The organism is Neptunomonas sp. ABH4_499, from assembly GCF_056160565.1.
On sequence record NZ_JBSWXK010000023.1, the window covers coordinates 24,638 to 45,315 of the forward strand.

Here is a 20,678-nt window from a genome sequence, read left to right on the forward strand (position 1 = left end):
TGATCGTTAAGGGCCCTCTTTGAGGGCTCTTCTCCCCTACTCTATAATGGGTGGTATTCGCCTATGACCGCCTATACCATGACACTCAAATCCTACCTGACCGCCATTATCCTACTGACCATTACCCTGATTATTGCGATATCGGGCACGCTCTTGGTCTTTGTAACAAAACAAACCTATTTGGATGGCGTGAGTCAGCGCGGTATCGAACTTGCCAGAGTGCTGGCCAGTGATGCGCGCGTCATTAACGCTGTGCACAACCCAAGCTCCGACTCGGAGCGACAGATTCAAGATTACATTGAGGCGATTCGTGCCAAAACCGATGCCTCTTACATTGTGGTCACCGACAAAAACGCGACCCGCCTAAGCCACCCAACGCCTGAGCGCATTGGCAAAACCTTTATCGGTGATGATATCTACCCCACCCTTAACGAAGGCATCACGCGCACCACGGTAGATACTGGCTCGCTGGGGTCGGCGATTCGAAACTTTGCGCCTATCATTGCACCAAGCATGACCCCAAAGTTATCAGGAACTCAAACCGAGAACCCCGAGGTGATCGGCGCGGTCAGCATTGGCTACCTAGAGCAATCCATTACCGACCTTTTATTTAAGTACTACGCTCAAGCAGCGCTCTGGCTTGGGGTGATCTATATCCTGGCCATCGTGCTGACCTTATCGCTCTTGAGTAAACTTAAGCGCACCTTCCTGGCGTACGAGCCCGAAGAGATTGTTCAGCGCTTTAAAGAGCACAGCCTTTTGTTGGACGGAATACGCGAGGGGATCATCGCCCTTGATCGTCACCACCGCATCACCGCCATTAACAGCGCCGCCAGTAATTGGCTTGCCCCGGATCAAAACCACGCAAGCCTGATTGGCTTGCCCCTTAACGAGTGCTCACAAAGCCTATCGTTATTGATTGTCGACTCCTTAGATAATCGTCACCGCCACTCCATCACTTTGGGGCACCATACCTTTGCAGTGACTCTCTATCCGCTCAGTAGCCAAGGAAACTCAGGCTACTTGATTGTGCTTAATCACGAGCAAGATATGTCGGATCTAGAGCAAGCCCTTGCGCGCACCACCGCCTACGCCCATCAGCTTCGCAGTAAAACACACGAGCACTTTAATAAGCTGAACGTCATTTCGGGGTTACTGCAAGCGGGTAAAACGCAATCAGCGGTCGAATACCTGCAAAAAGAAAGCGACCAACACCAGCACATGCTGGGCACCTTAATTAAGCGGATCGAAAACAGCCCAGTGGCCGGCATGCTGCTGGCAAAATACAACTTTGCCCAAGAAAAGCACATCGAGTTTACTCTGGATGAAGACAGCCAACTGAGCGATTACCCGCCCGCGGCCAATGATGATCTGATTACCGTCATCGGCAATTTGGTGGAAAACGCCTTTGAAGCCGCCTTAGCCAACCCAAGCGCCACACCTTCGGTCAATGTTTACGTGAGCGATCGAAACAAACACTTGATGCTGAGCGTCGAAGACAGCGGCTTAGGTGTAAATGAGAAGATCGCCCAGCGTATTTATGACTTAGGCGTCAGCGGCAAAGAGGCCCATACCGAGCACGGTGTTGGGCTCTATTTAGTCAGCCGTATTGTTCACCGCTACAATGGCACCATCGATTGGGAGCGCACCGGGCAATCCACCGTATTCAGCGTGTACTTGGATAAACAAGAGTTACAACCATGACCCACTATTCTGTTTTGATTGTTGAGGATGATCAGCAAGCGAGCTACACCCTTGAACAAACGGTCAATCAACACCCGCTTTTTAAGGTAATCGCGGCCGCCGAAACCTTGGATGAAGCGCGCCGTTATCTGCATCAGGCGCCAGACCTGATCTTACTGGATATCTCTTTGCCAGATGGCGATGGCATGACCTTGCTGCGCGAGATTCGCCAAGCGGACTTTACCGGCTCTGTCATCATGACCACAGCAGAGCGTGAATCCAATACGGTCGCGCAAGCGATTCAGCTGGGTGTGAACGATTATTTGGTGAAGCCACTCAGGCTTTCACGGGTGCACCAAGCGCTTGATGACGTGGTTGCGTTTAAAAATAAGCTTGAAGAGTCGGATCAGATTGATCAGCTAGCGATCGACGATCTGATGCGTAAAAACCAAGGCAGCACCAAAGCGCGCAGCACCCCAAAGGGGATCGATTCGACCACTTTGGCCTTGATGATCGAGCACATTAAGAATCGCAGCGAGCCATTCTCGGCTCAAGAGATTGGCACCGCGCTGGATTTAAGTCGCATCACAGCGCGGCGTTACCTGGAATACCTCGAAGAGCAAGGCATGGTCGCAATGCGGCTGAATTACAACACCGGCGGGCGCCCTAAACAGCTTTACCATACCCTTAAGGCTTAACTTTACGCCTTACGCGTGAGGTATACACCGCACTCAAGGTGGTGCGTGTAAGGGAACTGATCGAACACGGCAAAACGCTGAATGTCGTGCGTTTGCGTAATCGTTTGTAAGTTATCGTGTAAGGTATCAGGGTTACAGCTGATGTAGATGATATTGTCGTACGTGGTGACCTGCTTAACCGTTTCATCATCCAAGCCCGCACGCGGTGGGTCCACCAGCACTGTGGTAAAGTCGCACTCTTCCAGATTAAGCCCCGCCACTTTGCGGGTCTCTAAACGGCCTTGTAGCACGGCGGTGAGGTCCTCCGAGGGCATACGCAGCACATCCAAATTCGTGATGGCGTTTTTCTCGATGTTTTCACGCGCGGCATTCACCGACGTTTTCGAGATTTCGCAGGCCACCACACGGCGGAAGTTTTGCGCCAATGGCAGAGTAAAGTTGCCATTACCACAATAGAACTCGACCAGATCCCCTTTTGCGTTTTCAGTGATGTCGAGTGCCCACTCGATCATCTTTTGGCAGACCACCCCGTTTGGCTGAGTGAAGCTGTTCTCGATCTGTTTGTAGTGATACGGCTTACCTTGGATGGTGAGGGTTTCGTTGACAAAATCCCGATCCAGAATCACTTTTTTCTTGCGCGAGCGCCCCACCACATCGATATCAAACTTAGCCTTGAGCGCCTGAACGGCCTCTTGCCACGCATCATCAATGGGACGGTGGTAAAGTAGGCTCACCAAGATCTCGCCGGTTAATGTGCTTAGGAAATCGACCTGAAACAGCTTAAAGCGCAATGCCTTGTTGGATTTGATCTCCTCGATTAACGGGAACATCAAGTCGTGAATCGGCTTAGCCACCATTGGGCACTCATCCAAGCGGATGGGGTTTTTGTTATCACCCGGCTCGAACATCACATAATAGAGATCATCCCCATCGTGCCAAACACGAAACTCCGCACGCAGGCGGTAATGGGTTTTAGGGGAATCGAAGGATTCGATGGCGGGCAGATCAAAATCGGCGAACTGCTGACGAACACCCTCAACCTTTTCGTTGAGTAACTCGTCGTAACGGTCCGGTTGAATGTTCGAAAGCGCCATGAAAACCTCTAAAATGCGATTAAAAAAAGAGCGCGCATTTTATCAGTCACAGGCGCCAGTGCAACGACTCTAAACGCTTTAACTAGGCTTAGGCCGTTTCCATGCGGTCGCAGTATTCAGCGGCCATCATTTCTAAGTAGTTAAGCTCGCCTTTAAGCCCCAAACGGTCCAGATACTTCATCGATAGCTGGCTGGATAAGCGGCAATCAATAGCGCTGTTTACCGGTGGCAACAAGGCATCGGCGATGTGCACAGCGGTTAAGGGCTCAAACTCCGTCGAGTTAGAACTGGCCGGAAAATGATGGAACAACACCGCCTCGATCACTTTCGGCGGTAGATTCCAGATACCCAATAGATAGGCCCCGGCTTCGGCATGGGACACACCCAGCTCCATTTTCTCGACCGCGTACAAAGGCTGATTCAGCTCTTGCGCTTTTTCCATCACATCGTGATAACGCTCTGGGTTGTTGGAGGCCAACACCACCATGCCAAAGTCGTGCAGCAAACCGCCCAAAAACGCCAAACCCTGTATGTGGCGATCCGCTTTTACCGCACGGCAAATGTTTTGCGCAAAACGCGCCACCGTCAAAGAGCGAGATTGCACCTCATTAAAGGAGAAGCTCGACCACTGATTGGTTTGCGGAAAGGTCTCAAAGAGGTGATACGAGAGCGCCAAATCACGGATCTGGCGTACACCTAAAATCGTGACCGCCTCGTTCAGGCGATAAATGTGCCTCTCTAGACCGAAAAAGGCCGAATTGACCAACTGCAATACCTTGGCCGACATCACCGCATCTTTTTGGATGATGGCAGCAATCTCTTTGGCGTTCGCGTTGCCGTTAACGAGCGCGTCGTTTAACTCGCGGTACACTTCCGGAAGCGAAGGCAACTTTTGAATGCGCCCAACCTCTTCACGCAAGGCAGGCTTGTGGATCAAGGAGACGACTTTTAATGCGTGCTCAATCGCTTGGGACAGCTGTACCTCTTTGGCACCCATCGGTAACGAGGTGTGCGCCAGCTCCGCCACGCGCGCTGAGACCACAGGCGAGACATGACCGCTGATCACAATGCGCACGGTTTTTGGGCTGACTTTGATCAGCTCTGCTAACACCGTCAGCGCTTTTTCGGGGTTTTCGGTTAACCCCATGATCAGCACATCAAAAGATTCTTTGGCCGCCGTTTGCACCAATTGCTCGACAGAACGCACTCTGGACACGTACCAGCCGTTCAGATCCGCGACTAAATTAATGTCGTCATCACTGATCGCCGCCGAGTCGCAGACCAACACGCTTTTGTCTTGGGCAATCCTTGGCGTACTTAATTGCATACCGCTACTCCCTTAACAGAAGATAAACATTCGTTCGATAATAGAGTTTCTAGACCATATATCGCAAACTTTCCATAAAATTCGTTTCTTTTATTCATAAAGCGCTGCGAACGTCTTACACTATCGGCCTCTTTATCAAACCGAATCGAAATTTGAACACCATGTCAGATAAGCAGCGTAATATTCTCGTCACCAGCGCACTGCCCTATGCCAATGGTCCTATTCACCTTGGGCACCTGGTTGAGTACATCCAAACGGACATCTGGGTTCGTTTTCAAAAGTCCCGCGGTCATCAGTGCACCTATGTTTGTGCCGACGACGCACACGGCACACCGATCATGCTGAAAGCAGATCAAATGGGGATCTCACCAAAAGAGCTGATCGACCAAGTGAGCCAAGAGCACCAGCGCGACTTTTCTGGCTTTATGATCGGTTTTGATAACTACTATTCAACGCATTCGCCAGAGAACCAAGAGTTTGCCTCTTTGATCTACACGCGTCTGCGCGATAAAGGCCACATTGCCCGCAAAACCATCACTCAGGCGTACGACCCTGAGAAAGAGATGTTCCTACCCGACCGTTTTGTCAAAGGCAGCTGCCCTAAATGTAACGCCGAAGATCAATACGGCGATTCCTGCGAGAAATGCGGCGCAACCTACAGCCCTGTCGACCTTAAAGATGCTTATTCTGTGGTTTCGGGAGCTAAGCCGATTGAGCGCGAATCGGAGCACTATTTCTTCAAACTGGGTGACTTTGAAGGCTTCCTGCGCAAGTGGGTTAATGAGCACGTTCAGGAGCAGATGATTCACAAGCTGAACGAGTGGTTTGAAGCAGGCTTACAAAACTGGGATATCTCCCGCGATGCACCTTACTGGGGTTTCGAAATCCCAGAAGCACCGGGCAAATACTTCTATGTATGGCTGGACGCCCCAATCGGCTACATGGCCAGCTTCAAAAACTGGTGCAGCAAGAACAACGTCGATTTTGATACCTACTGGGCTGCGGACTCAGAGGCTGAGCTTTACCACTTTATCGGTAAGGACATTGCATACTTCCATACGCTGTTCTGGCCAGCCATGTTGGAAGGCGCAGGGTTCCGTAAGCCAAACGGTGTCTTCTGCCACGGCTTTTTGACCGTTGATGGCCAAAAGATGTCGAAATCACGCGGCACCTTCATCATGGCCGAGACGTACCTGAAACACCTGCGTCCAGAGTACCTGCGTTACTACTTTGCCGCGAAATTGGGTTCTGGCATCGATGATATCGACCTGAACTTGGACGATTTCCGCATGCGCGTAAACGCCGACTTGGTCAACAAGGTCGTCAACATCGCCTCTCGCTGTGCAGGTTTTATCAAAAAATTCAGTGGCGGGACTCTGGCGGCACAGTTGCCTGCTAACGACTTGTACCAAGAAGCGGTCGCGGCTGGTGATGCGATTGCAAACGCCTACGAGCAACGCGAGTACAGCCGTGCGATGCGCGACATCATGGCTCTGGCGGATAAAGCCAACCAGTACATCGATGCCGCCGAGCCGTGGGTTCTGGCCAAGCAAGAAGGCCAAGAGCAAGCCGTAATCGATTGCTGCTCTTTGGGCATCAACCTATTCCGCGTCATTGCAACCTATCTTGCGCCAGTACTGCCTGAAGTGGCCAAAGAGATTGCGGCCTTCTTGAACGTAGAAGACCTTAACTGGGACCGCATTCAAACACCGCTGACGGATCATGAGATCAACAAATTTAAGCCGTTGATGCAACGCATCGAAGCGGACACCGTTGCCAGCATGATTGATGACAGCCGTGCGACCTTGGAAGCGATGGCACAAGCCGCCGCACCAGAAACCGAACTCAGCAAAGAGCCAGTAGCAGAAACCATCAGCTTTGATGAGTTTGCTAAAGTCGACTTGCGCGTTGCCCGCATCGCAAAAGCGGAACACGTTAAGGGGGCCAATAAGCTTCTGCAACTGACGCTGGACCTCGGTGGCGAGACACGAAATGTCTTTGCTGGTATCAAAAGTGCCTACGCACCAGAAGACCTTGAAGGTAAATTAACCGTCATGGTTGCCAACTTAGCACCGCGTAAAATGAAATTTGGTGTGTCGGAAGGCATGGTGTTAGCCGCAGGTCCTGGTGGGTCTGACATCTGGATTTTGGAGCCTCACGAAGGCGCCCAGCCGGGTATGCGTATCAAGTAACCTACTCATTTTTCGAGAAAAAGCCCCGTTATGGGGCTTTTTTTATGCGTAAAATTCATCAAATCGCAGTTGAAACCTGATCATCAAGTGCTAATGTAAAAACATGGTGCACGCGCACCATAATGAAACACTGTTAAAAACAGTGTTATTCCGTAGCAACTTGAGATCAGGGTATACACCTACGTAGTTTCTACATTGAAAACTCTGTTCCTTTTTGGAAACTTAGAGAAAGAGAAACGACAACAAAGTTGATTCTCCTGAAAACCAAAATTTTTCAGAAAAATATAACAAAAATAAGAAGTAGGTACGGCCCTTGCTTTACTCCTCACTGAATGTTGCACAAAAAAGCAACCCCTTGATGACCAAAAGAAAAACATCCCTGATCCCAGGAGGATTGATCTAATGATGAAAAAAAGCGTAATCACTGCAGCTGTTTTGTCCGTAGGTGTTTCAGGCGCTGCCATGGCGGCAGGTACTCTGGAAGCTGTTAAAGAACGCGGCGTTGTGCAGTGTGGTGTTAGTACTGGCTTGCCTGGCTTTTCCGTAGCTGACGATAAAGGTCAGTGGACTGGCTTGGATGTGGATCTTTGTCGTGCGGTTGCTGCTGCAACACTGGGCGACGCATCAAAAGTTAAATACATTCCTTTAACCGCAAAAGAGCGTTTTACAGCGTTGCAATCGGGCGAGATCGATTTACTGTCTCGTAACACAACTTGGACGCAAACGCGTGACGTTACTCTGGGCTTGAACTTCGCCGGCGTGAACTACTACGACGGTCAGGGTTTCATGGTCTCTAAAGAGCTGGGTGTTTCCAGCGCGAAAGAACTGGACGGTGCAGCGGTTTGTATCCAATCCGGTACAACCACTGAACTGAATCTGGCTGACTACTTCCGTCTGCAAGGCATGAGCTACTCTCCTGTTGTATTCGATACTTCCGACCAAACGGTTAAAGGTTTCGAAGCGGGTCGCTGTGACGTTCTGACCTCTGACCAATCTCAGCTGTACGCTCTGCGCATCAAGCTTGAGAAGCCAGATTCAGCAATGGTACTGCCAGAAGTCATCTCTAAAGAGCCTCTGGGCCCTGTTGTTCGTCAAGGTGACGACGTATGGTTCAACATCGTTAAGTGGTCTCACAATGCGATGATCAATGCTGAAGAGCTGGGTCTGACCTCTGCAAACATCGACAGCATGAAAACCTCTAACGACCCTAACATCAGCCGCTTCATCGGTATGGACGGCCCTAAAGGTTCGGGTATGGACTTGTCAGACGATTGGGCTTACCAAATCGTTAAGCAAGTGGGTAACTACGGCGAATCTTTCGACCGTAACGTAGGTGCAAGCTCACCGCTGAACATCAGCCGTGGTCTTAACGCACTGTGGAACCAAGGTGGTCTGCAGTTCGCACCACCAATGCGTTAATCCTATCTGACCTGCGTATCCCACCACCCGGGATGCGCATTTAAGGTCCGGTGGCTCTGGCAGGATGCTCGAGCCACCTCTATCTGGTACTTCCTGGAGATTTAGATGTCGACTTCAGATCGATTAGCGTCCGATCGCCCATCATCCGGCAATTTCTGGAATGATCCTGCAAAACGGGCATTAATTTTTCAGCTTTTGCTGGTCGCAGGTATTGCATCGTTCCTATACATCATTATCAACAACACCCTTGGCAATCTGGAACAGCGTGGTATCACCACAGGTTTCGCATTCTTAAGTAACGAAGCTGGGTTTGGTATTCTCCAATCGCTGATCCCCTACTCCGAAACGGACACGTACGGTCGCACCTTTGTGGTGGGCTTACTGAATACGGTTCTGGTATCGGTACTGGGTATCATTGCGGCAACCTTCTTGGGCTTCTTGATCGGTGTTGGTCGTTTATCCAACAACTGGCTAGTGTCTAAGTTGTGTGCCGTCTATGTAGAGACGTTCCGTAACATCCCACTGCTTCTGCAAATTTTCTTCTGGTACTTTGCGGTGCTGCGCGCTTTACCAAGCCCGCGCCAAAGTATCGAGTTTATGGGTACCTTCCTCAACGTACGTGGCCTCTACCTACCAAAATTGGTCGGTGAAGATGGCTCTGGCGTTGTGTGGAGCGCTTTAATCATCGGCATTATCGCAGCGATCTTCCTGCGGAATTGGGCGAACAAGCGTCGCGAAGAAACCGGACAAGGATTCCCGGTTCTTAGGGCAACGCTCGCGCTGGTAATTGGTTTACCTTTGGTGATGTACTTCGTGATGGGTCAGCCTTTCACCGTAGATCATCCCGAACTTAAAGGCTTTAACTTCCGTGGCGGTCTTACGCTGGTGCCTGAATTAATGGCGCTTTGGGTAGCACTGACCATTTACACCGCCTCCTTCATTGCAGAGATCGTCCGAGGTGGTATCTTGGCGGTTCCTCGTGGTCAGCTAGAAGCCGCAAGCGCTCTGGGTCTGCCACGTGGTCGTACTTTGCGCTTTATCATCATCCCTCAGGCGATGCGTGTGATCATCCCACCGCTGACCAGCCAATACCTGAACCTGACGAAAAACTCGTCTCTGGCCACCGCCATCGGTTACCCAGACTTGGTTTCTGTATTCGCCGGCACAACGCTGAACCAGACCGGTCAGGCGATTGAGGTGATCTTTATGACCATGGCCGTTTACCTCGTACTGAGTATCCTTACCTCGATATTCATGAACTGGTACAACGATCGTAAATCACTGATTGAGCGATAGGAGCACAGCAATGAAGTACGAAACTCAACCTGCGCTGCCCGCTCCTTCCAACTCCGTTGGTGTGGTTGGCTGGCTGAAACGCAACCTCTTTAGTGGCCCAATCAACTCGATTGCGACCTTAGTGATTGCCGCTGCTTTGATCTACTTTATGGGCCCCTTCCTGAAATGGGCCTTCATCGATGCGGATTGGATCGGTACCTCCCGCGAAGCCTGCTCTTCGGGCGGTGCTTGCTGGGTGTTTGTCACCAACCGTATTGATCAGTTTATGTACGGTTTCTACCCAGAAACCGAATACTGGCGTATCAATGTAGCTGTGATTCTGTTTGCAGCGTGCATCGTTTACTTGCTGATCGATAAGACCCCACGTAAAGGTCTGGTCGCAGCGTTTACGCTGTTTATCTACCCGGTCATCGCGTTCTTCCTGATTTATGGCGGATCCTTTGGTCTGGAGGTTGTCGAAACCCACAAATGGGGTGGATTGAGCTTAACGCTGATCTTAGCGGTTGTCGGTATCGTGGCTGCACTGCCGATCGGTGTTGTGCTGGCACTGGGCCGTCGCTCGGAGATGCCGATCATCAAATCCTTCTGTGTGGTCTACATCGAGTTTTGGCGTGGTGTCCCTTTGATCACCGTGCTGTTCATGGCATCGGTTATGCTGCCGCTGTTTGTGCCAGAAGACATCAGCTTCGACAAACTGTTGCGCGCCCTGATCGGCATCATCATGTTCCAATCGGCCTACATGGCAGAGGTTGTGCGTGGTGGTCTTCAAGCCATCCCTAAAGGCCAGTACGAAGCGGCAGATGCTTTAGGCCTTGGCTACTGGAAGAAGATGATTCTGATCATCTTGCCACAGGCACTGAAACTGATGATTCCAGGTATCGTAAATACCTTTATCGCCCTCTTTAAAGACACCAGTCTGGTATTGATCATTGGTCTGTTTGACCTACTGGCGATTGTTCAATCGGCGCTGAACGATGCAGCGTGGTTGGGCTTCTCGACAGAAGGCTATGTGTTTGTAGCATTTGTGTTCTGGGTATTCTGTTTCGGCATGTCGCAGTACAGCCAACGCCTAGAAAAACGTTTACAAACTGGCCACAACACACGCTGATCGCCACGGAGAATTAAGAATATGAGCACTCAAGCAAACCCAACTGAACAATTAATGGTTGAACTGCGTGACGTCAACAAATGGTATGGCGAGTTCCACGTACTGAAAAACATCAACCTGCAAGTGAAACGTGGCGAGCGTATCGTTATCTGTGGCCCATCGGGCTCAGGTAAATCGACGATGATTCGCTGCATCAACCGCCTAGAAGAACACCAGAAAGGCGACATCATCGTTAAGGACATCACCTTAACGAACGACCTAAAAAACATCGAAACCATCCGTAAGGATGTGGGCATGGTGTTCCAGCACTTTAACCTCTTCCCACACTTAACGGTGTTGGAAAACTGCTGCTTGGCCCCTATCTGGGTTAAAAAGGTACCGCGTGCCGAAGCCGAAGCAACTGCAATGAAGTTTCTGGAGCGCGTTAAGATCCCGGATCAGGCTAAAAAGTACCCAGGCCAACTCTCGGGTGGTCAGCAGCAGCGTGTGGCGATTGCTCGCTCTCTGTGCATGAACCCAGACGTTATGCTGTTTGATGAGCCAACCTCGGCACTTGACCCAGAGATGATCAAAGAGGTGCTGGATGTGATGGTCGAGCTGGCCGAAGAAGGCATGACCATGCTGTGTGTAACGCACGAGATGGGCTTTGCGAAAACCGTAGCTGACCGCGTGATCTTTATGGACGGCGGCCAGATCATCGAAGAGAACGATCCGCACGAGTTCTTTAACAACCCGCAACACGAACGTACTCAGTTGTTCTTGAGCCAAATTTTGCAGCACTGATTCTGCAATGTGCACACACAAGCGACCTTCGGGTCGCTTTTTTTTTGGCTAAAAACCAGGATTCGCTTCGTGCTACAATCCACCCAAATTTAAGAGGAGATCACAATGGAAATCGCGGATTTTAAAGCCAAACTGTCTACCCCTGGCGCCATCGATTTTGAAGACACCATGGCCATTGTTGAAAAGCATTACATCTATCAACCCACCGCTTTTAGTAACGGCGTCGAAGACGCTCAGTTCAAGAACGAAGCGGGTCAAAACGAAGGTTCGTGCAAGGTGTTTGCCTTTGCTCACCTAAACGGCTTTACCCAAGACGAAACCCTGCTGTGCTTTGGCCGTTTTTATCAAGACGTGCTTAACACACCAGAAGGCAACGACCACGCGAACATTCGCACCTTTATGAAGTTCGGTTGGGAAGGCATCCAGTTTTTCGGTACACCACTTGAGCCACGCGGCAAGCGCTTCGGCTAAGACAGCCACAGCGGATAGATACTAAAAAGGAGGCTCATACGCCTCCTTTTTAGTGTGCTGCTAATACAGCTCTATCACGCTTAACCTAAACGGTCATCCGCGACCTTGTAACTTGGGTCACCGATCAGATCGATCTCGACTAAGCTACCGGCTTTCTCCAGCAACTGAGCACACTCTGGGCTTAAATGACGCAAGCTCACTTGCTTACCCAACTGTTGGTACTTCTCGGCCACACCATCGATGGCTTCGATCCCTGAGTGATCCATCACACGCGAGTTTTTGAAATCGATGATGATGTGATCTGGGTCGTCTTTGGCTTTAAAGCTGTCACGGAACCCTTTAGCGGAGGCAAAGAACAGCGGGCCCTCGGTCATGTACACCTTGGTTTTGCCTTCGTTTTCCGTCCAGGTTTGTACCTCAACGTGTTTGGCGTGTTTCCAAGCAAACATCAACGCCGACATGATCACACCAACAAATACCGCAATCGCAAGGTCAGTGATCACCGTCACAAAGGTAACTGTGAAGACCACCAAAATGTCGCTTTTAGGGACTTTGCTCCAGAGCTTAAAGCTGGCCCACTCAAAGGTTGCGATAACAACCACAAACATCACACCGACTAAGGCAGCAACGGGGATCTTCTCGATTAAGCTTGCACCCACCAAGATGAACGCCAACAAGAACAAAGCGGCCGAAATGCCCGATGCACGGCCACGGCCGCCGGAGTTAATGTTGATCATACTCTGACCAATCATCGCGCAGCCGCCCATACCACCAAAGAAACCAGTGATGATGTTAGCAACGCCCTGCCCCACACACTCTTTGTTACCACGACCACGCGTTTCGGTCATCTCGTCAATTAAGGTGAGGGTTAGCAGAGATTCGATCAGACCGATCGCCGCCAAGATAAAGGCGTACGGCAAAATGATGTACAACGTCTCGAACGAGAACGGCACTTCAGGAATCAAAAACTTAGGTAAACCACCGGCAATCGTAGCCGCTGGGTTGCCAGTCATATCGGCCAAGACATCCTGCACCGTGCGGGCATCAAGACCTGAGAAGATCACCAACAAAGAGACCGTAACAATCGCGGCCAGCGTAGAGGGAATAGCACGTGTCAATTTAGGCAGAAGGTAGATGATCGCCATGGTCAGCGCCACCAGCCCCAGCATGATCGCCATCTGGGAGCCTTCCAGCCACGCCAGCTCACCCGCTTCGTTGGTGAACTTAAACTGCTTCATCTGCGCCAAAAAGATCACAATCGCAAGGCCGTTTACAAAGCCCAGCATCACGGGGTGCGGCACCATGCGGATAAATTTACCCAAGCGAAGCGCCCCTGCCCCAATTTGGATAATCCCCATCAGGATGACTGTCGCAAACAGATATTGCACACCGTGTTGAGCCACCAAGCTCACCATGACCACCGCCAATGCGCCGGTAGCACCCGAGATCATCCCCGGACGGCCACCAATGGCCGCGGTGACCAAACCGATCAAGAAGGCCGCGTATAAACCGACCAATGGCTCGACACCTGCCACAAAGGCAAATGCAACCGCTTCCGGTACCAGCGCCAATGCGACGGTTAAACCCGAAAGGATATCATTTTTCATGCTTTGCTGTTTAGCAAGAAGCAACTGAGACATGCCAATCCCCATGTTGTCTGTGGGCCTTGGGCCACAGTGATTTGAAAAGCCGGTAATTTTAGCAGAACACCATTACAGTGTCAGGACAGTATGCAAAGGGCTTACCAAAGATTCAGCTGTGTCATGGAGTGGGTGTCGGCCTCTTCCAGCCGGTACCCAACCCCTAACAAGCGCACAGGTTTAGCGCCCCGCAACCAAGCCGCGCGCATCAGTGGCTCGAAGTGTTCGATCGCGCCGTTTTGGGACTGCTGCTCCATCGTGGTTTGGGTAAAGTCATGAAACTTCACCTTTACAAAACAGCCGGCAATCCCCAGCACTGTGCGATGCTTTTCATAGCGGGTTTGGAGGGATGCGTACAAGGCGGGGATCTGCTCGATACACGCTTCTACACTTTGCAAATCGTGAGAAAACGTATGCTCGACACTGACCGACTTACGAACCCGCTCGACCGTCACCGGCCTTTCATCCACCCCACGGGCCAGCTCATAAAGGCGCTCGCCAAATCGACCGAACTGCTCTTTAAGCTCAGATAAGGGACGACCACGCAGGTCTAAACAGGTGTGAATCCCACGTTGCTGTAGGCGCTCGGCGGTTTTTTTACCCACGCCGTGTAATCGATCCACCGGTAGGGTTTCTAAAAATCGCTCGATTTGATGTGGCTTAATCACAAACAAGCCATTAGGCTTTCGCCAATCACTGGCGATTTTGGCCAAAAACTTATTAGGGGCTACACCCGCTGAGATCGTTATGCCAGTGGCGGCTTCGACCTCCTGCCTAAGGTATTTTGCAATCTCGGTCGCATTACCATCGCACACACTGGATGCGGACACATCCAGATACGCCTCGTCGATTGAGAGCGGCTCGATTAACGACGTAACGCTTTGGTAGATCTCCATAATCTGCTGGGAGACCTCCTTGTATTTGGCCATATTGCCGGGGATCACTTTAAGGTGCGGGCATAACCGCAGCGCTGTTTTGGTTGGCATCGCAGAGCGTACGCCAAACTTGCGCGCTTCGTAATTGCAGGTAGCAATCACCCCACGACGATCCGAACTGCCACCCACGGCCAAAGGGATACCCCGATATTCGGGGTTATCGCGCATTTCAACGGCCGCAAAGAAACAGTCGCAATCGCAGTGGATGATCTTTCGCATAGTTAAGTAACATTTCCAAAACTTTTTAATCTGATACAGTACATTTATCTACTCTAAACTCCCAGGTCTCCTGATTCTTATGAGCAATGGAAATCAAGCCTCCTTTCATAAAAACAACTTTTTCCCCATTAGCAGACTCTTGGCAATAAGAATTTGAAAAGTAATCTAGTTCAACTACAATACTTTTTTGAACATCTCTCATATCTTTGTAAAACTCATCATACTCTTCTAACACAAAAACTATAGTAAACATAGCTGCACCACTGCCTAGAAGCCTAGAGAAATTTCTTATAAAAACTTTATCTTTACTTCCTCCACCTTTGGTAAAATTTTCTTTATTTTTATTTAGTTTAAATCCATTAAAAAAATACTCCTTAAAGCCAAACATAAAAAATATTGAGAAAGAAGCAACAAAAAAGTAAAGCTACTAAGGAAATCACCATTAACAAGAAATAAGGCGCTAAGAAAAAAGTAAAAAGCTTTGATGAATAGTTTAAGTACTCTGGATCAATCCCAGTTAAATCATTAAGCTCATGATCAGAAATTGATTTTACAAAGAAAACAAAAATAGATAAAGAAACCCCCAATAAAAACTTACCTACTTTCTTTGAGACCATTTTTGAGATAACTGAATAAAGCTCTCCACATACACCCAAAAAAGAAAAAACCAACCCAACTATAAAAAAACTATCTGAAACCCATTCAACACCTCTATAACCATAAGCAAAAAACAAAAAAAACACCACCCCCAAGCAAACCATCAAGAACGACAGGTTATAAAAAAATTATCCCTAATAAAAAAGATAATTTTTTTCAAACACACAAAAAAAAAGTCAAATCTAATAAACATACATTCCCCTTATACTAAAAAACTAGCTAACAACCCCAACATAAAGCCAGCAACACCGCCCAAAGCGGGTAAACCGGAATCATCTACTTTGGAATCCGGCGCCACATCATCGAACACTAAGTAAAGGATACCGGCGCTTGCAAACAGCATGATGCCCGCCACCACCTGTGTTAAATGACTGAACCAAAAATAGCCCGATAAGCCTGCAACCGGCCCCGCCAAGGCCAGTGCAGCGAACATCCAAAGAATGCGTTTTGGCGAAGTCGTGTTTTTGGCCGCCAGCTCCTCGTAGGCGTTAAAGCCCTCGGGTAGGTTTTGCAGCACCATCAAGAGCGCCAACAAGAAGCCCGTGTGCTCACCCACAGCAAACGCCGTACCCAGCGCAATGGCCTCCGGGATAAAATCCGATAACATCGCAACCAACTGACCGGCTGTACTTTTAAGCTTTCGTAACTGACGTTGTAGCAAGTAAAAGAACGCACCGCCTGCACTAAAGCACAGTGTTGCGGTTAACGGGTCTAACTTACGCACACCGTCCGGCACCAGCACCAAGGCCACCGCCGAAATCAGCGCACCGCCACCAAACGCCACAATAAAATGGCGCGTTTTGAGGCCCAAAAAAGCTGGATGCATTAAGTCGAATCGCGCCGCCATCGCCCCTATCGGCATAGCGGCACCGGCAAGCAACGCCAAACATGCGACGTTGATGTAATCAGGCCAGGGTAGCAAACAGCGCCTCCTTACAGGGAAGAGATACCTTAAAATACGTTGGTTTCTATCTAGAACGCCCAAATAATCTCGTTTCTAAGCCGCTCAACAAGCTTCACTTTTGGCCCTGCAACGATCGCATAGACCAAGGTTTGTCCATTAACATCCGTGCATTTAATAGCAGCCCGATTGTTCAAGTAATTACCGTAGACATTCGTATCTTTGATAATGGTTTGCTTAAAATCCAACGTAACGAGTATATCGACCGCCTTCTCGGCACATTGCTCCGTGGTGATCGACAATAGCTTGTGATCCGACCACACCTGTGGCGTTGGTGTGCGCTCCAGCGTAATCACCTCTGTTTCTGGGTGCTCTAGGAAAGGGGTTGGATCGGGCGATGGTTGGTGTGTGACAACCGGTGGCTTAGTGAGTGTGTTGATGAGCGTTGCTAAAAGCAAAAATGATGTGATCATACCGTTCCTTAGTCATGACGATGGGCATCAAGCGTTGAGTATCGCTTATTTTCCCATCAAGCCAAACCCGTTTGGGTATTCACCCTGATATCGTGAGCCGTATTCACAAGCGCGGTTTCGGCCTATCTGTTAGAATGCGCCTCTTATTTATCTTTAGGCTTGCTGCAGTTTATGTCGTTTTCTTCCCTCGGTTTATCGGACTTTCTCCTTAACACCTTGCACCATATCGGTTACACAGCCCCAACCGAGATTCAGCAGCAGGCCATACCTGCCGTTTTGGAAGGCCGCGACCTATTAGCCGCCGCCGAGACAGGTTCCGGCAAAACCGCGGCATTTGCTTTGCCGTTATTGGAAAAGCTAACCGAGCACCCACCCCTTAGCAGCAACCAAGTCGCCGCTTTAATTTTGGTACCCACGCGCGAGCTTGCCGTTCAAATTGAAACCGCCATTAACGCGTTTAGTGCGGATTACCCCCGCCGCTTTAGCAGGCGCGCTGTCTATGGTGGTGTATCCATTAATGCCCAGATGCAGGCAATGCGAAGCGGCTGTGATGTGATGGTCGCAACCCCGGGTCGATTGATCGACTTGATGGACAAAAACGCGGTACAGCTCGATCGTGTTAAGTATTTGGTACTGGATGAAGCCGACCGCATGCTCGATCTTGGCTTTGCCGAAGAATTGGATGAGATTCTAGCCTCCCTACCCAAAAAGCAGCAGAACCTGCTGTTTTCTGCGACCTTCCCCAAGGGGGTAAACTCGCTGGTTAGCCAACTGTTGCACAACCCCATCCACATCGAGATTGAGCGCGATACCAAGCTACCAGACACCCTAGTTCAACGCCCCATCCTGGTGGATAAAGAGCAGCGCACCACGCTATTGCGCCACCTGTTGGCAGAGCACAAAAAGGATCAATTCCTTGTGTTTGTTGCCAGTAAGCGCAGCGCCGATAACGTCACCGGTAAACTGAAAAAATACGGATTTAATGCCGAAACCTTACACGGCGACAAAGCCCAAAACGAACGTACCCGAGCACTTCACGACTTTAAAGCAGGTAAAGTGCAGGTACTGATTGCCACGGATTTGGCCGCACGTGGCATTGATATACCGCAACTGCCGTTTGTCGTGAATTACGACCTACCCCGCTCGCCAGAGGATTACATCCACCGCATAGGCCGCACCGCCCGTGCAGGCGAAACTGGCACCGCCTTTAGCTTTATCGACCACGAGAGTGACAACCACTTTAACGTGATAGTAAAACGCCACCAGTTACAGATAACACCCGAGCAGATCAGTGGATTTGAACGAAGCCAAGAAGCCCCAGCAGACGCAAAGCCTGCAAAAGGCCAACCACCGGTGAAGGGTAAAAGAAAGAGTAAGAAGGATAAGTTGCGGGAGATGGCGGCCGCTCAGCAGCAATAAAAGCTGCTATGTGCAGCCAACATCTGGCTTGTTTCGCTCCTGATCAGGGTCGGTATCAATGGCGTACTGAACATCAATGATGTGTTTATTATGTATTGATGTTCAATCGTGTGATTTTGTAAGTGCCGCTTTCGTAATGCCAACGCTCTGAATAAGTGATCGTCGCACCTGTCGCCTTGCCCGCGACAACGTCTGCAGTGCCCTCGACTAGGTAACCATTTTCAATTTGGCGCGTCACTTCTTTACGAGTAAGTTTGGGCTGAAACCAAGCGCCAGATTGTACCTTGAGGTCAATTGCATCATAGCGATCGCCCAAATCAACTTGGCCATTTACAATCACTTGCAAATTGTCTGACTCGTACGATTTCAGCTCTGTAGTATTCCCCTTCACGTAGGCCGAATACCACTGTTCTCTTAACTTTGAAAAATCATCCATGTTTACGTCCTTGTTGATGTTGATCCGATCCAATGCACTTGCCGCTGAAAACACTGCTTACGTCGTCCTGTGCCGCATTCTATTGGTCACTTCGTTGCGTTTGTATCTTTTGACGAATTCCTAATTTTATTATTCAACTCAGCCAACCCAACCATATCTGATTGGATTTCAAGTAAGTATTTTAAGCCTCGTTTTATGCGTCTATTACTTGCTTCACTGCTCTCTGAATATCGTTTAAAGTCACTCGTTGCTTTTTTCACATTGTTCTGAAATTTAGAGGAATCGTCTTTTGAAAGTGCCTTATAAGAACCACACTCGGCAGAGTCCCAACCGTTTTCTTTAGAAATTTTTATCTCAATCAAGCATTCTATGGCAATTTCACGAAACTCTTCTGACTCGCTTTTCAAATCGCCTAGAAAATCAATAACTTCATCCGCCAATAATGGCGGTGTAAACAACATAAAAATCATAGCCAAATATTCTTTACGCATACCGAGCTGCACCCCCCTTTTTTTAATTCGAAAAATAATGCATCCAGCAAAAGCGCGTGTCAGCGCGTCCAGCTCGAAGGGCGATTTCGCCTTGCTATAAAGCCTTTGCACCATTACTAATTTTTTATATTCATTTCTTTTACACGGTCGTAACAAGCACCACACAATAATGTTACGCCTGCGAATTCTTCAGACTCATCATTCCATTCACCACCAGTGCGTTTACTTTTTCTTCACAAGCACTACACCATGAATCTGGTCGTTCATTACCTGGTTCTGGTTCAGCAGACCAAAAGCCTCTAAGCTTTCCATCTCGAAGACTCTGTACGACATGCTGGCAAACATACGTTGCTTGATGCTTTCCATGTGTACAACATTCAACGAATTGTTCTTCTTGACTCATATCTCTAAAGTCTTATAACGCTTTTGTAAAAGGTGCGACGTCAGGAGCATCCTTTTGACAAACTTGTTATGATTTTTTTTGACATGCATGCTAAAACTAAAAACACTGTGAATATAGCAATAAACCATGTAGACCAGATACCTAGAGCATACAAGTAATCTATTTTGCACGGCTCAACATTCGGGTCAATACAAAATTCACCCATTGAATTGTGCCTAATGCCAATAATGAGAATGAAGCTAGCCAAAAGCATAGATGAAGCAATTATTGCTAGTATGATCTTTTTCATGCGGCACAACCTACTTTTGACCAAGGCTTTTCCCTGATTATTCTGCCAACCTGCGCACCATATTCTGTCACTTTTTCCGCGCCAAGGAAATTGTATATTGAAGCGATCTTTCTAATAGTTGGATTTTCAATTCTTGCTTGTATCCTTGCAAGCAAAATAACCCCAAATTCAATATTGTAAAAAGGACAATTAAGATATTCCTTTTTTACACCCAAATTCTTCCAGTACTTGTAATGAATATTCATTGGAAGAATAGTCTTTTTAAAAGGATAAAGTTTGTCATACCATCCGTGAGTGGTTTCCATATATATTATGGCTTTAGCCAGCTCTGGATCAACCTTATGCTTTTTTGCTATCTGGACAATTAAACCGCACCATTTATTAACTTGGCTTGCAATTTCAAGTTCATAGAATGGCGCTTTACCTAAAAGCCCGGGATTGTCCTTTATATTGAAGATTGCGGGCGTATTTTTTACGATGCTTCTTTTTCTAGCCGCGCTATCTTTTAGTATTGGAATGTTTTTCATTGAGCCTCCTTTTTTACGGAATCATAACGAGACTGTCGGATTAGACATTTAACACCATAAGACTTCATCCCACAGTCCTCCTTCATATTCTTTAACGCCTAAAAAAAGTTTTTTTTCGGGCTCACTTTTGATGTATTCAAACACATTTTATATCGCCGCACGAGCGCTCTCATGAGGCTGCTTTCCTTAAAGTTAGCCTCGTCCCAGCGCATTAATG

At 48.9% G+C, this 20,678-nt stretch carries 21 protein-coding genes; 9 read left to right on the forward strand and 12 right to left on the reverse strand.

The window, feature by feature from the left end; translation table 11 throughout:
• The first annotated feature begins 63 nt into the window (after window positions 1-63).
• Window positions 64-1,704: a sensor histidine kinase gene (locus ACXAF9_RS16915; protein WP_475076250.1), complete on the forward strand. Its 1,641-nt coding sequence runs from the start codon at window positions 64-66 to the stop codon at window positions 1,702-1,704.
• On the forward strand, window positions 1,701-2,381 hold the full coding sequence (locus ACXAF9_RS16920; protein WP_475076252.1) for a response regulator: 681 nt from the start codon (window positions 1,701-1,703) through the stop codon (window positions 2,379-2,381). The genes ACXAF9_RS16915 and ACXAF9_RS16920 overlap by 4 nt, the downstream gene beginning before the upstream one ends.
• A gap of 2 nt (window positions 2,382-2,383) precedes the next feature.
• Here the strand turns inward: ACXAF9_RS16920 and trmA are convergent, their stop codons facing one another.
• Both trmA and ACXAF9_RS16930 read right to left on the reverse strand, forming a co-directional pair.
• Window positions 2,384-3,475 carry a tRNA (uridine(54)-C5)-methyltransferase TrmA gene (trmA, locus tag ACXAF9_RS16925; protein ID WP_475076256.1) on the reverse strand — a complete coding sequence of 364 codons (1,092 nt, stop codon included), beginning with the start codon at window positions 3,473-3,475 and terminating at the stop codon, window positions 2,384-2,386.
• Window positions 3,476-3,563: 88 nt separating this feature from the next.
• Window positions 3,564-4,802 carry an HDOD domain-containing protein gene (locus ACXAF9_RS16930; protein ID WP_475076258.1) on the reverse strand — a complete coding sequence of 413 codons (1,239 nt, stop codon included), beginning with the start codon at window positions 4,800-4,802 and terminating at the stop codon, window positions 3,564-3,566.
• Window positions 4,803-4,963: 161 nt separating this feature from the next.
• Here ACXAF9_RS16930 and metG point away from each other — a divergent pair, with 161 nt between their 5' ends.
• From metG to ACXAF9_RS16960, 6 genes are all read left to right on the forward strand, one after another.
• Window positions 4,964-6,994, forward strand: a complete 2,031-nt coding sequence (gene metG, locus ACXAF9_RS16935) for a methionine--tRNA ligase (protein WP_475076262.1) — start codon at window positions 4,964-4,966, stop codon at window positions 6,992-6,994.
• Window positions 6,995-7,396: 402 nt separating this feature from the next.
• On the forward strand, window positions 7,397-8,413 hold the full coding sequence (locus ACXAF9_RS16940; protein ID WP_475076264.1) for an amino acid ABC transporter substrate-binding protein: 1,017 nt from the start codon (window positions 7,397-7,399) through the stop codon (window positions 8,411-8,413).
• A gap of 105 nt (window positions 8,414-8,518) precedes the next feature.
• Window positions 8,519-9,709, forward strand: a complete 1,191-nt coding sequence (locus tag ACXAF9_RS16945; protein ID WP_475076266.1) for an amino acid ABC transporter permease — start codon at window positions 8,519-8,521, stop codon at window positions 9,707-9,709.
• A 10-nt stretch (window positions 9,710-9,719) separates the two neighbouring features.
• On the forward strand, window positions 9,720-10,817 hold the full coding sequence (locus ACXAF9_RS16950) for an amino acid ABC transporter permease (RefSeq protein WP_475076268.1): 1,098 nt from the start codon (window positions 9,720-9,722) through the stop codon (window positions 10,815-10,817).
• A 54-nt stretch (window positions 10,818-10,871) separates the two neighbouring features.
• A complete protein-coding gene (locus tag ACXAF9_RS16955; RefSeq protein WP_475076295.1) occupies window positions 10,872-11,600 on the forward strand; it encodes an amino acid ABC transporter ATP-binding protein in 729 nt (242 codons plus the stop codon).
• A 105-nt stretch (window positions 11,601-11,705) separates the two neighbouring features.
• Window positions 11,706-12,071 (forward strand): HopJ type III effector protein, encoded by a 366-nt coding sequence (locus ACXAF9_RS16960; RefSeq protein WP_475076270.1) that lies wholly within the window; start codon window positions 11,706-11,708, stop codon window positions 12,069-12,071.
• 80 nt (window positions 12,072-12,151) lie between these two features.
• Here the strand turns inward: ACXAF9_RS16960 and ACXAF9_RS16965 are convergent, their stop codons facing one another.
• From ACXAF9_RS16965 to ACXAF9_RS16990, 6 genes are all read right to left on the reverse strand, one after another.
• Window positions 12,152-13,711, reverse strand: a complete 1,560-nt coding sequence (locus tag ACXAF9_RS16965) for a SulP family inorganic anion transporter (RefSeq protein ID WP_475076272.1) — start codon at window positions 13,709-13,711, stop codon at window positions 12,152-12,154.
• 101 nt (window positions 13,712-13,812) lie between these two features.
• Window positions 13,813-14,865, reverse strand: a complete 1,053-nt coding sequence (gene dinB, locus ACXAF9_RS16970) for a DNA polymerase IV (RefSeq protein WP_475076274.1) — start codon at window positions 14,863-14,865, stop codon at window positions 13,813-13,815.
• 25 nt (window positions 14,866-14,890) lie between these two features.
• Entirely contained in the window at window positions 14,891-15,253 is a 363-nt protein-coding gene (locus ACXAF9_RS16975; RefSeq protein WP_475076276.1) for a hypothetical protein, read from the reverse strand.
• Window positions 15,240-15,599 carry a hypothetical protein gene (locus ACXAF9_RS16980; RefSeq protein ID WP_475076277.1) on the reverse strand — a complete coding sequence of 120 codons (360 nt, stop codon included), beginning with the start codon at window positions 15,597-15,599 and terminating at the stop codon, window positions 15,240-15,242. The genes ACXAF9_RS16975 and ACXAF9_RS16980 overlap by 14 nt, the downstream gene beginning before the upstream one ends.
• A gap of 125 nt (window positions 15,600-15,724) precedes the next feature.
• Window positions 15,725-16,444 (reverse strand): ZIP family metal transporter, encoded by a 720-nt coding sequence (locus ACXAF9_RS16985; protein ID WP_475076279.1) that lies wholly within the window; start codon window positions 16,442-16,444, stop codon window positions 15,725-15,727.
• A gap of 50 nt (window positions 16,445-16,494) precedes the next feature.
• The gene (locus ACXAF9_RS16990) at window positions 16,495-16,896 is read right to left on the reverse strand and encodes a hypothetical protein (protein WP_475076282.1); all 402 of its coding nucleotides are present in this window, start codon (window positions 16,894-16,896) and stop codon (window positions 16,495-16,497) included.
• A gap of 171 nt (window positions 16,897-17,067) precedes the next feature.
• On the opposite strand from ACXAF9_RS16990, the gene ACXAF9_RS16995 reads away from it, so the two are divergent.
• Window positions 17,068-18,315, forward strand: a complete 1,248-nt coding sequence (locus ACXAF9_RS16995; protein ID WP_475076283.1) for a DEAD/DEAH box helicase — start codon at window positions 17,068-17,070, stop codon at window positions 18,313-18,315.
• Between the two features lie 88 nt (window positions 18,316-18,403).
• Here ACXAF9_RS16995 and ACXAF9_RS17000 read toward each other — a convergent pair whose 3' ends face one another.
• The 4 genes from ACXAF9_RS17000 to ACXAF9_RS17015 form a co-directional block, all read right to left on the reverse strand.
• Complete coding sequence (locus ACXAF9_RS17000) at window positions 18,404-18,751, reverse strand: hypothetical protein (protein ID WP_475076286.1); 348 nt, start codon at window positions 18,749-18,751, stop codon at window positions 18,404-18,406.
• Between the two features lie 86 nt (window positions 18,752-18,837).
• A complete protein-coding gene (locus ACXAF9_RS17005) occupies window positions 18,838-19,242 on the reverse strand; it encodes a hypothetical protein (RefSeq protein WP_475076288.1) in 405 nt (134 codons plus the stop codon).
• Between the two features lie 222 nt (window positions 19,243-19,464).
• Window positions 19,465-19,623: a hypothetical protein gene (locus ACXAF9_RS17010; protein WP_475076290.1), complete on the reverse strand. Its 159-nt coding sequence runs from the start codon at window positions 19,621-19,623 to the stop codon at window positions 19,465-19,467.
• 307 nt (window positions 19,624-19,930) lie between these two features.
• Window positions 19,931-20,461, reverse strand: coding sequence for a hypothetical protein (locus tag ACXAF9_RS17015; protein ID WP_475076292.1), 531 nt, complete (start codon window positions 20,459-20,461; stop codon window positions 19,931-19,933).
• Window positions 20,462-20,678 lie beyond the last annotated feature (217 nt).